At 65.6% G+C, this 12,190-nt stretch carries 9 protein-coding genes; 5 read left to right on the top strand and 4 right to left on the bottom strand.

The window, feature by feature from the left end; genetic code table 11:
* Positions 1-180 precede the first annotated feature (180 nt).
* Genes G6N25_RS13370 through G6N25_RS13355 form a run of 4 tightly spaced genes read left to right on the top strand, consistent with a single transcriptional unit; the run spans position 181 to position 6,364 of the window.
* Positions 181-3,429 (top strand): thioester reductase domain-containing protein, encoded by a 3,249-nt coding sequence (locus G6N25_RS13370; protein ID WP_083072375.1) that lies wholly within the window; start codon positions 181-183, stop codon positions 3,427-3,429.
* A gap of 19 nt (positions 3,430-3,448) precedes the next feature.
* A complete protein-coding gene (locus G6N25_RS13365) occupies positions 3,449-4,357 on the top strand; it encodes a metal-dependent hydrolase (protein WP_083072216.1) in 909 nt (302 codons plus the stop codon).
* A gap of 19 nt (positions 4,358-4,376) precedes the next feature.
* Entirely contained in the window at positions 4,377-5,276 is a 900-nt protein-coding gene (locus tag G6N25_RS13360; RefSeq protein ID WP_083072217.1) for an alpha/beta fold hydrolase, read from the top strand.
* Positions 5,273-6,364, top strand: coding sequence for a PDR/VanB family oxidoreductase (locus G6N25_RS13355; RefSeq protein WP_083072376.1), 1,092 nt, complete (start codon positions 5,273-5,275; stop codon positions 6,362-6,364). Before G6N25_RS13360 ends, G6N25_RS13355 begins: the two co-directional genes overlap by 4 nt.
* A gap of 63 nt (positions 6,365-6,427) precedes the next feature.
* Here G6N25_RS13355 and G6N25_RS13350 read toward each other — a convergent pair whose 3' ends face one another.
* The 4 genes from G6N25_RS13350 to G6N25_RS13335 all read right to left on the bottom strand — a co-directional run bounded on the left by G6N25_RS13350 (position 6,428) and on the right by G6N25_RS13335 (position 11,180).
* Positions 6,428-7,744, bottom strand: coding sequence for a cytochrome P450 (locus tag G6N25_RS13350; RefSeq protein WP_083072218.1), 1,317 nt, complete (start codon positions 7,742-7,744; stop codon positions 6,428-6,430).
* A 92-nt stretch (positions 7,745-7,836) separates the two neighbouring features.
* Positions 7,837-8,559 carry a maleylpyruvate isomerase N-terminal domain-containing protein gene (locus tag G6N25_RS13345; RefSeq protein ID WP_083072219.1) on the bottom strand — a complete coding sequence of 241 codons (723 nt, stop codon included), beginning with the start codon at positions 8,557-8,559 and terminating at the stop codon, positions 7,837-7,839.
* Between the two features lie 97 nt (positions 8,560-8,656).
* Positions 8,657-9,754, bottom strand: a complete 1,098-nt coding sequence (gene bioB, locus G6N25_RS13340; RefSeq protein WP_083072220.1) for a biotin synthase BioB — start codon at positions 9,752-9,754, stop codon at positions 8,657-8,659.
* A complete protein-coding gene (locus tag G6N25_RS13335) occupies positions 9,747-11,180 on the bottom strand; it encodes an FAD-dependent oxidoreductase (protein ID WP_083072221.1) in 1,434 nt (477 codons plus the stop codon). Before G6N25_RS13335 ends, bioB begins: the two co-directional genes overlap by 8 nt.
* A 587-nt stretch (positions 11,181-11,767) precedes the next feature.
* On the opposite strand from G6N25_RS13335, the gene G6N25_RS13330 reads away from it, so the two are divergent.
* The gene (locus tag G6N25_RS13330; RefSeq protein ID WP_083072222.1) at positions 11,768-12,190 is read left to right on the top strand and encodes a hypothetical protein; all 423 of its coding nucleotides are present in this window, start codon (positions 11,768-11,770) and stop codon (positions 12,188-12,190) included.

Raw genomic sequence — 12,190 nt, 5'->3', positions numbered from 1 at the left:
TGCTTAGTAGCTGAGTCCAGCCTGTGAGCTTAATGTGCAGCGCCCATAAAAACCCGAAATCTCTTTGCCTGAGATCGATCGACGGCGCTACCCTCGGGTTATCAATTGTGATTACGAAGGCGTTCTATCGATTCGGTTAAGACCGTCCAACGAACCTTGGAAGGGGGAGTGACTTCCACCATGGAGACACTTATCGACTACTTGCGGATGTGGGAAGAGCGGAAGCCGGACCAGACCCTCTTCCGGTTCGTCGACGCCGAAGGCCGAGAGATCGAGCACTACACCTATCGGAGCTTCGCCGAGCGGACGCGTGAACTGGCCGCCTACTTGTCCGTGGAGGCCGGGCTCCGGCCGGGGGATCGAGCGCTGCTCGTTTACCCGCCCTCGGTGGAGATGGCGGCCGCGTTCTTCGCCTGCGCGCGCATCGGCGTGATCGCCGTCCCGGTCAGCCCTCCCCTGCCCATGGCGTTCGAAGCGGGCCTGGCAAAGCTCAGTTTCATCGCGCGGGACTGCCAGGCGAAGGCGGTGCTGTCGACCAAGCAGTTCGAGTACGACTACCGCATGCTGCTCGGCCGCCGACAGGGCGCGCTGCCCTGGCCGGACACCGAGCGGTCGCCGCAGTTGCCCTGGTTCGGAACGGATGGCACGCAGGACTTCGGCGGTGCCCACGTGGCGGACACGCCCGGTCCGGTGCTCTTCCTGCAGTACACCTCCGGCTCTACGAGCGATCCCAAGGGCGTGATCGTGACCCACGCCAACGTCATCGCCAACGGCTCGGCCTTCACCGGCGACGAAGTGTGCGCCACCTGGCTTCCGCAGCACCACGACATGGGCTTGATCTCCGCTTACTTATTCGTGTTGCTGACGGGCGGGACCACGCACGCGATGTCGCCGCTGGACTTCCTCAAGCGGCCGTCGGCCTGGCTCCGGCTCATCAGCGAGGTGCGCGCCACCCACACGCCGGCGCCGAACTTCGCCCTCGAGTACTGCCTGCGCGAGGACAAGCTGCCCGCGTCCGAGCTGGCCGGGATCGACCTGAGCAGCCTCGACAGCATGGTCATCGGGGCAGAGCCCTTGCGGGCCAAGACCTTCGCCCGCTTCCGAGAGCGCTTCGCTCCCTACGGACTGCGACCCGACGCACTGCTCGGCGCTTACGGCATGGCCGAAAACACGCTGATCGTGTCCATGCGGGGGCGCCAGACCCTGGCCCTGAACAAGCGCGCGCTGGAGAAGAATCTCGCGCGGGTCGAGAAGGCCATGCCTCAGAACAGCAACCAGGCCCCCGTGGTGAGCTGCGGCAAGCCCTTGGACGAGAACGTGGTCCGCATCGTCGATCCCCAATCCCGGCGGGCCCTGGGTGAGGGCCGGGTCGGCGAGATTTGGGTGGACGGACCGTCCAAGGGCGGCGGCTACTGGCACCGTCCCGAGCTCACCGCGGAGACGTTCGGGGCCCGCATCCCGGGTGACGACCGCACCTATCTGCGGACGGGCGACCTCGGCTTCCTGTATGAGGGCGAGCTGTTCGTCTGCGGCCGCAGCAAGGACCTGATCATCGTCCGAGGCGTGAACTGCTACCCCTCGGACGTCGAGGCCGTCGTGGAACGGTCGGCCGCGCAAGTCCGTGGCGGCTGCGTCGCCGCCTTCTCGGTCGAGCGCGAGGAACAGGAAGCGCTCGTCGTGGTCGCCGAGGTGCGGGACGAGCGCGCGCTGCCCGACGGCAAGGCCCTGGCGCGCGCGATCCGCAGGCACGCCCACGTCGACCCACACACGATCCTGTTCGTGCCGCAGCGCAGCATTCCCAAGACCACCTCGGGAAAGATCAGGCGCGCGGACACCCGCCGGTTCTGGCTGGACGACAAGCTGCCCGTGCTGGCCGGCTGGGTTAACCCGATGGCCCACCAGACGCATGAAGGGCCGGGCGCGGGTCCGCTCGACCGCTTCCGCCATCTGATCGAGAGCTACGACCTCACCGGGCAGGAGGACTGCTCCTTCGCCGATCTCGGCATCGACTCACTGGCGCTGGCCGAGCTCCGGGCGGACCTGCAGGCCCTGCTGGAAGAGCATGGCGCCGGGCAGCTGGCCGACGAGGTCAATACGCGCCTGCTGCAGCGCCTAAGTGTCGCCGAGTTCTTCGGGCTCATGCGGCAATTCGGCGAGGGGTCCGAGCAGCCGCTGGATGCGCTGCGGCAGGCGCTCGATCAGATTTCCACCGAGTACGAGGCACACGAGGCCGCGCAGATGCGTGCCGACGCGCGGCTGCCCCTACCGGCTCTCCCGCCGGCGAGACCCGGCGCGCCGAGCGACATCCTGCTGACCGGCGCGACCGGGTTCCTGGGACCGTTCCTGCTGAGCAGCCTGCTCGCGCGGACCCCCTACACCCTCCACGCGCTGGTCCGCGCGACCGACGCCGCACACGGCCTGGACCGGATCGTCGCGTCGCTGCGCCGGGCCCAGCTATGGTCGCCGGCTTTCGAAGCCGAGGTGAGGGCGCGGGTGCGGGTGGTCTGCGGCGACCTCGCCGAGCCTCACCTGGGGATCGGTGAGGCGACGTTCCAGCGACTGGCCGAGAGCGTCGACGCCGTCGTCCACAACGGCGCCCTGGTCAACTACGTGCGGACCTACGACGCCCTGCGGCCCGCCAACGTGGTTGGTACGCACGAGCTTTTGCGCCTGGCCATGACCGCGCACCGGAAGACCTTCCATCTGGTTTCGAGCACCTTTATCTACGGGTGGAGCGTCAAGCTGGTCGTCGGAGAGTCCGACGCGAACGCGGAGATGAACGCGCTGGACTTCGGCTACTCGCAGACCAAGTGGGTTGGCGAGCAGCTGGCGCTGGCCGCGCGGCGGCAGGGGCTCGACGTGCGCATCTACCGGCCCTCGTTGATCTCTCCCACCAGCGCGGGTTTCGGGAGTCAGGACGACATCCTGGTGCGCACCATGGCGTTCATGATCGAGCACGGCATCGCCGCCAACGCGCTCAACCAGCTCAGCCTGCTGCCGGCGGACCTGATCGCGGATCACATTGTCGCGCTGATGGATCTGCCGGCCGAGGCCGTCCGCGGTCATGTCTTCAACATGACCGCAGATGAGTACTACAACCTCATGGACATAACCCGCGTTTTGTCCGAGCGCTACGGCTATCGCTTTGCCTACCACGACATCCCGTCCTTCGCCGAGCAGATGAACCGCCGGTGCACGCCGCGCGATCCGATTTATCCGCTGGTCGATTTCCTGACGCGCTCGGCGGACAAGATCGCGGCGATGCGCGACAAGCGGTACGGCAACACCCGGTACCGGCAGGCTCGCGCGCTGGCCAAGGTCCACCTGCGAGAGCCGGCCCTGGCCGAGACGGTCGACAATCTCGTCCGGTTCCTGCGCAGCGAGGGTCTGATCACCGAGAGCCAGGACGAAAAGCGCTGCATTGCTTAATGATTCAAGGGGTTTCACGATGTTCACTATCGACGACCAGGCGGCGGGTCCTCATGACGCCTCGACCGATCACGAGCGGATCGTCCTGCAGGCGCGCGACGTCGAGTTCGACTGGGCGAAGCTGCCGTTCTACTACGTGCCCAACGAACCCTTCACCACCCACTTCTGCAACGTCCTGCACCTGCTGCTGCCGGCGGGCGAGGAGTTCATCGTCGAGGCATTCAAGAGGGCGTTGCCGCTGATCAAAGACGATCAGCTGCGGCTGGACGTGCAGGGATTCATTAGCCAGGAGGCCATGCATTCCCAAGCGCACTCCGGTGCGCTCGGGCACTTCGCGGCCAAGGGCATAGACGTCACGCCGTTTACCGACCAGATGGCCTGGCTCTTCGGCAAGCTCATCGGCGACCGGCCCTTGTGGAGCCGGCGACGACGGCAGAGCTGGTTGCTCGAGCGGGTGTCGATGGTGGCGGCCCTCGAGCACTACACCGCCATCCTCGGCGAGTGGATTCTCGACACCCCGCAACACGATGCCCTCGGCACCGACCCGGTGATGCTGGATCTGATCCGCTGGCACGGCGCGGAAGAGGTCGAACACAAAGCGGTCGCGTTCGACACCATGAAGCATCTGCGCGCCGGGTATTGGCGGCAGGTGCGCACCCAGCTGCTGGTGACGCCGGCGTTGCTGTGGTTGTTCATGCGCGGCGTGCGGTTCATGTACTCGGTCGACCCGCACCTTCCGCCGGGGACCAAGCCGCGCTGGCGCGACTATTTCGACGCGGCGCGCCGCGGTTTGGTGCCCGGGCCATTCGAGTTCCTCGGGGTCATCGGCGCCTACTACAAGCCGAGTTTCCATCCGTCCCAGCTGGGTGGGGTTGGGCGCGCGGTCGACTACTTGGCGAGATCGCCCGCCGCCCGCGCCTCGCACTGAGAGCTTCCCCGGAGGACTCATGACCCGCAGCACCGTGATCGCCTCGGACGGCGTGCCTTTGGCGGTCCACGCCTACACAGAGATCGATGGGCTGCGCCCGACCGTCCTGGCCATCCATGGCTACCCGGATAACCACCGCGTGTGGGACGGGCTGGCGGGGCACCTTGGTGACCGGCACAACTTCGTAGCCTACGACGTGCGCGGGGCGGGCCAATCGAGACACCCGAGCGGCCAGTCGGGATACCTTCTCCCCCAACTGGTTTCCGACATCGGCGCGGTGATCGACAGCCTGGGGGTCGACGAGGTCCACCTGGTGGGTCACGACTGGGGCTCGATCCAGGGCTGGGCGGCGGTCACCGACGACGCGGTGACGGGCCGGATCGCGTCGTTCACGTCGATCTCCGGGCCGCACCTGAACTACGCGGGCAGGTTTCTGCGGTCACCGCGCACACCTCGCGCCGTGGTCGATGTCGTCAGGCAGGTTTTGGCCTCCTCCTACATCTGGTTCTTCCTGTGCCCGGGTGCGCCCGAAGTAGCGTTCCGGTCTCGGGTGGCCGTGAAAGCCTTTGAAGCGGTTGAACTTATCGGTCGATCGGGTGCCCGTGGCCGGCGTGCGGCGACTCTGCGGTCGATCGATGACTACCTCAATGGGCTCAACCTGTACCGCGCCAACATGCCCGCGCCGATTCTGGCGCCGCCGGCATGGCTGCCGCAGACGAAAGTCCCGGTGCAGGTGCTGGTAGCACGCCAGGACTATTTCGTGACGCCCGCGCTGCAACGGTTCACCGGCTCGATACCGGCCGACGGCAGGGTCGTCCCGATCGAGGGTGGGCACTGGGTGGTGGCCTCGCATCCCGATGTCGTCGCCCGGCTCACCGGCGAGTGGATCGATCTGATCACCGACATTCGACGGAGATAGCGAGAAGAACTGTGTCGCACACCATTTGGAACACCAGACCCGCCGACTTGTACGGTCGCCGCCAGCGCGACCGCGCTTACACCGCGTTGTGGGGAGTGGGCGTTGTCTTCGGTGGCTTCGCGTCGGCGTCGCGGTGGAACCCGTCGCGGATAGCGCCGGTGCGGCGGACCAACACCGCGGTCGTCATCAGACGCGAACTGCTCGCACCCGACGTGGTCGCCTTGACGTTGGCCGACCCGGACGGCGGATTGTTGCCGTCCTGGACACCCGGCGCACACATCGACGTTCAACTGCCCTCCGGGCGCCGGCGGCAATACTCGCTGTGCGGCCCGCCCGGGCGGCGCACCGACTACCGGATCGCCGTGCGCCGCATCGCCGACGGCGGCGGTGGCTCGATCGAGATGCATGAGACCTTCGACGTGGGCGACAGGCTAGAGTTCGAGGGTCCCCGCAACGCTTTCTATCTCGTCACGGACGAGCGGGACGTGCTGTTCGTGATCGGCGGCATCGGGGTGACGCCGATGCTGCCGATGATTCGGGCGGCGCAGCGGCACGGAATCGACTGGCGTGCCGTCTACGCCGGGCGCAGCCGGGATTACATGCCGCTGCTGGACGAGGTGGTGGCGGTGGCGCCGGATCGGGTCACCGTATGGGCCGACGACGAACGCGGCCGGATCCCCACCGCACAGGACCTGCTTGCCGAGGCCGGGCCGACGACGGCGGTGTACGTGTGCGGCCCGACGGCCATGCTGGAGTCGGTGCGCACCGCACGCGACCAATACGCCCGCGCACCACTGCATTACGAGCGGTTTTCTCCGCCGCCCGTCGTCGACGGCGTGCCCTTCGAGCTGGAACTCGCGCGATCGCGGCGGGTGCTCAGCGTGCCGGCGAATCGGTCGGCGCTGGACGTCATGCTCGACCGCGATCGGACGACCGCATATTCATGCCGGCAGGGGTTCTGCGGGACCTGCAAGGTCAAGGTGCTGGTCGGCGAGGTCGATCGCCGGGGGCGCGCCGCGGAGGGCGACGGCGACATGCTGGTTTGTGTCTCGCGGGCGAAGAACGGTCGCGTGGTGATCGACGCCTGATCGACGACCAGCGTGACCAGGGGCGGCGGGACTGAAGCGAGAGGCCCATGGACGCCTGGGCAGCTACGGAACAGTTGCATTGGCCGCTCGGAGTGACACCGGTAGATGCTTGAGTCCGTGCAGCCCGATGCTGTCGTTGAAGGTCGGTTCACCGGCCAGGGCCAGCTCAGGGAAGCGCTCGAACAATGACTGCAGGCCAATATGTAGCTCCATGCGAGCCAGCGCCGCGCCGAGGCAGGCGTGCACACCGGTCCCGAAGCTGATGTGCTCGCGGGCGTTGGTGCGGGTTACGTTGAAGATATCGGGGTGTTCAAAGACTGCCGGGTCGCGGTTGGCCCCGCCCACCAAAAGAAATACCGTTTCGCCTGCCCGTACGGGGTATCCCAGGATGTCAACATCTTCGGTGGCGACCCGGCCCGCCAATTGACCGGTGGTGTCATAGCGCAGGATCTCCTCGATCGCGTTGGGCCATCCCTCGGGGTTCGCGCCTAGCGCAGCCAGGTGGTCGGGGTGACCGACGAGCGCCACGACGGCCTTGCCCAAAACATGAGTCGTGGTGATGAATCCCGCTCCGAGGAGCAGCGCCGCCAGCATCCTGATCTCGGTTTCGGTGAGATCGCCGTTGTGTACGACGTCCGACAGGATGCTGTTGTCGGCGTCGTCTTGACGTAGCCGCTCGATATGCTCGGCGAGGTATCGATCGAACTCGCGCAGAGCTTTCGTCGCCGCCCGAAAGTCGCGCCAGGATACGATGGTGGTGCCAATCAATCTCGTTGTTGATTCGCCGATTTCAAGAAGACGCCATGTCTCGTCGCGGGGTATCGCCAGCATTTCAGCGATGACCGCAATGGGGACCCGGGAGGCGTACTCGGTGATCAAATCGCACTCGGCCCTGCCCTCCAGGCCGCGAAGCAACTCGTCGGCGATTTCCTGAATGCGGGTGCGAAGTCCATCGAGCGCCCGCGGCGTGAACGCCCGCGAAACCAGTCGACGCAACCGCGTGTGCTCAGGCGGATCGGTGACCAACATAGAGGGCGGTTCCACGAGATTCGGCACATCGGGGGCGGTTTTGGCCAGGATCCACTGGACGAGACGAAAAGGTGACCGGTCCCGTTGTTTGATGGTCCTGAACCGGCCGTCGCGCAGCACCCCGCGGACAATCTGCGCGTCAGCGCTGACCCAGCCGACCCTTTCCACCGGGGACATGCGCCCGCGCCCGCGGACTTGCTCGATCAGCGGATAAATATTGTTGGCCCGGTCGTTGTCGATTGCTAGGAGTTGCGCAAACGGATCACCGCGCCGTGCTAGTAGTTTCAGCGTCGCGCCTGGAAGTCCATACCCCGCCGCCCAATGCGTCCACTCTCGAACAGACACGTCCATGAGCTCACACTCCCTGGCAATTGGCTGGACACGAGCCTACTGCCACCGCTCACCTACGCCTACAGACGCGGTGCGAGCAAGCTACGTTTCGCTCATTCGATGAGGTCGTTGGTTGGGGGTCGTATCCCGTCGTTGCTGAACGCGGGCAGCAGGTGTGTGAAGGCGGGCAGTAGGTTTGTCGGGTCTCCGTGCCAGGGCAGCGCTAGCAGTTGCCGGACACTGCGTCGTCCGCCGAAGGTGCGTAGCGCTTCGAAATCAGAGATCTTGAGGGCGACTTGAGCTCGTGTGACGTCCGGGTCGCCGAGCTGTACGGCTCCGATCGTGGGGGTGATCAGTCGGAGCGCCGACAGCCCCGCGTGTCGGTAGAGTTGGTCGCCCATCGTTGTCAAGAATCCCAGAGCGGGATCATACGCGAGATCGCCTGTGCGAGAGCCCGGTTCATTCAGCCCGCCGCGCATGTCGTGCTCATGGGTGAGTGTGTCGAAGACAAGCTGGCATGCGGATGCTTGAGGGGCCAGAGCGAGCGTCGCTGTCACAGGGTCGATCATCTGCCCCCACAGGTCGAGTAACTCGTCGAGGCTGGACCCGCCGACGCGATCGACCTGCGCTTGGGTCCAGGAGTCGGCGCCCTTTTTCTCCATATTGCGTGAAACGATGTCCTGTGCGACCCCGGCCAGGTGAGCAACCGTCTGGCGGATGGTCCAGGCGGGACAGGCCGGTACTGCCAGTTCGGCGACTTCGGCACGGCCGCGGATCAGCGCGTCGACGCGTCCGTAGACGAGGCGGTAGGCCGCTGCGGCGTCGGAGATCGGCAACAGTCGGGGTGGTCGGCCTGTGTGGGACCGAAGTGATCCCTCTTGGAATTCAGTGTTGGGCATCCTATTGGACTCTCGTGGAGTGGATTTCGATGTTTTAGGTGTTGGCGGGTGTGGTGGTTCCCGTGCCGCGGTGGCGGTTGATGACGAGGTCGCGGTGGTGCGCGGCCTGGGTCGGCTGGTCGAAGCCTTCGATCATGAAGCCGGCGTCGGCGATCATCGCCCGATCGGCGTGGCCGGGCTGTCCTTCGCTGGTGAGGTAGTCGCCGAGGAACATCGAATTCGCCAGGTGCAGGGCGAGCGGTTGCAGGCTGCGCAGGTGTATTTCGCGTCCCCCGGCGACCCTTACCTCCACGTCGGGGAAGGCGAACCGGAACATCGCCAGGATGCGCAGGCAGCGTTGCGGGGTCAGCTCCCAATGCTCACCCAGCGGGGTGCCCTCGAACGGGATGAGGAAATTCACCGGCACCGAATCCGGTTGGAGTTCACGCAAAGCCAGCGTGACATCGACGATGTCCTCATCGGATTCGCCCATTCCGACGATGACACCCGAACACGGCGACAGCCCAGCGGTTTTGGCGGCGGCCACGGTGGCGGTTCGGTCGTCGAAGGTGTGGGTCGAGCAGATCCGGGCGTAGTTGTCGGCACTGGTGTTGAGGTTGTGGTTGTAGGCGTCGGCGCCGGCCCGCCGCAGCCGGTCGGCTTGCCCGCGTTTGAGCAGCCCCAGGCAGACGCACACTTCCACCGTTGGGGCGGAGTCCTTGATGGCGGCGACCGTCTCGGCGACCCGCTCGAGATCACGGTCGCTCGGCCCGCGGCCAGCGGCGACCAGGCAGACGCGTTTGGCGCCGGCATTGATCGCGCGTTGGGCGTGGCGGGTGGCTTCATCAGCGTCGACCCAGGAGTATTTCAGGATCTCAGCGGTCGACTCGCGCCGCTGCGAGCAATAGCCGCAATCCTCCGGACACATACCGGATTTCATGTTCACCAGGTAGTTGAGCTTGACCCGCCGACCGAAAAACCTGCGGCGCACCCGCCCGGCCGCGGCGATCACGTCGAGCAGGTCATCGTCACTACTGGTCAAAACGGCCAACAAGTCGTCGCGATCGACATGCCGTCGCTGCAACGCTGTGGCGGTGATCGCCGACAATCGCCGCTCAAACTCCTTATTTGTCACGGCCGTTGGGTCATGCATGGGCTTCTCCTTTTCGGTTGTCGATCAATGCGGCGGCCCGCCCATCGAAATCGACCGACGCCCTGGCAAGCCGGTTTCGGGTCCGCATCAACAGATGCCGAAGGTTGCCGGCGACGATGTGAGGTAGTAGTGCGGGGTCGTTCAGTCGGGTGGGCGGATCGATGAGGTGAGCGACCCGCAGCAGGCGTTCGGTCACGGTGATGTCGTAGGCGGCGGCGATCAACGTGGCCTTGACTACCTGACTGAGCACCTTGTGGCGCATCGATCGCTTGCGTACAGGCAACGGGACGCGGTCGTTAGCTTGGTTGCGGGCCCACGTCGGGCCGATATCGTCCGCGGTGGCGCGAAAGAAGCGCTGGGCCAAGTCGCGATCGCCGCCACGCAGGCAGTCGCGTAGCGCGAGAGCTTGCAGCGCCGCCATCGTCATGCCTTGCCCATAGACAGGGTTCAGGCTGCACAGCCCATCGCCAACCACCAACAATCCACGCGGGAATTTCGGCATCCGGTCGTAGCGGCGCCACACTGCGGCTGGGTTACGAAACATCGCGATCTCCCCAACGGGTTCGGCGCGGCGCAACCCGTCCGCGATGGACCGGGGTAGGGCTTCGGCGGCCACGGCGAGCATCGTCGCGAAATCGGCCGGCGCACCGCCGTCGTCGGTGGACCGGCCGACGGCCAGCATCCAGGTGTCGTGCTCGCATGCCATCAGCAAAGCCCCAGGCCGGCCGAGTCCCTGATTGACCGCGACCAGCTGCTCGTTAATGCAACTTGCGGGGAAACGGAGCCGTTGACTGGAATAACCCAGCGCGGTGGTGGAACGCTTCTCGACCGGCCGGCCATACCCCAGACCTTCCAGAAATGCCGGTGTACGCGCGGCGCGACCCATTGCGTCGACCACCAGATCGGCGTCCAACGCGGTTACTACCCCGTTGTCGCGGTTGATGATTCGCACCCCGGTGACGGCATCGCCGATAGCAACCGGTTCGATGACGTCGTGGCCGTCGACCACCGTCACATTGGGCAGGGCCATGACACGCCGGCGCATGTGGAACTCGACAAATGGCCGGCTGGCCAGACACAGCGTCAACGCCGACGGATCGGCCAGCCTGCCCGAGCGTTTCAACTCGCAGCGGCCCATGCGTGCATAGATCCGCGACAAGTCTCCATCGTTGACGACGACCGCTCCGGCTTCGGCCAGCTCGTCAAGCAGTCCGGGAAAGAATTCAGCCAGCAGCTGCGTGCCGCGGCCTAAAAAGTTATGGAGATGTCGATCCTGCGGCACACCCTTACGCCCGCTCGGATGATCAGCCAACCTGTCGCGCTCCACCAGGGTCACCGAATCGTAGAACTCTGAAAGAGCCTGCGCGGCGAGCAAACCCGCCATACCCGCGCCCAACACAACGGCTTGTCCGCTGATCTCACCCACACACGACCCTTTCCATTACTGGTGCTCACTGACGGGCACCAGGTGCGGCATGGCGACCACACAACGAGCCGGGCGATCACTGCCACGCAAGGCTTCGTCGAGCCCATGGAGAACGACCGTACACCAAAAATAAGAAAAGTAAGAGTACCGTAAGGTAACGCTAAGACGTGTCTGTCGCCTGAACTCGGGTGCGGCGATGGAGGCGAACGCACCGGCGCTGCCTCTTCGTCGCCATGACCTGACTGAACCTTTTTTGGCTTGCGCCGGCGGGCCGCATGTCGAGTGAAGTGCGGTCCCCGTGGGACCTTCAGTTCCGCGAGCGGACGGTCGTGCTGCGGCGGATTTTGGCGGATCAATACAGCGGATAAATACAATCGGCAGCGGTGGTCGGCCCCACCAAACAACCGCTGAGCTGTGCGTTTCCGGTGGCCAGGGGCGGGATCGATCGCAGTTGATCGGGTCGTTGCCCCGCAGCCGCGACCGAGTGTGCCACCGGGTATCGCGCCGTGGCAGCGTCCGGACCGATTCCGGCCACGCGATGCCTTTGTTACAATTGCGGTACATTGTCACCGCAAAGGAGTTGGAGGATGGTGGCTCGTGCGACCTCGTACCGTCTAGATCCCGCCGTTAAGTCCCGGCTGGAGCGGCAGGCGGCTGCAGAAGGGATCACGGAACGGGCGCTGCTGGAACGGTTGGTAACCGAGGGGCTAGACACGTCGCACCACACTGGTGTCGTCTATCGGGATGGGCCGACGGGGCGCCGCGCCGCCCTGGCGGTTGGACCGGACATCTGGGAGGTCGCGTCCGCGCTTCGCTATACGAAGGGCAGCCCCGAGCAGCGGGTGGCCGCCCTGGCCGAGCAGTTCGATCTGCATCCGCGCCACATCCGCACGGCGATTGACTTTGCCGCAACCCACCGCAGCGTCATCGAGGAGGAGATTGCGGCCAACGATCGAGCGGCCGACGAGACACGCGAGCTTGTTGCCAGCCGCACCGATCTGATGGCCTAG

It is taken from the genome of Mycobacterium heidelbergense (genome assembly GCF_010730745.1).
GTDB classification, from domain to species: Bacteria; Actinomycetota; Actinomycetes; order Mycobacteriales; family Mycobacteriaceae; genus Mycobacterium; species Mycobacterium heidelbergense.
Note: the sequence above shows the minus strand (reverse complement) of the source record. Positions and strands in the feature narration are given on the sequence as shown.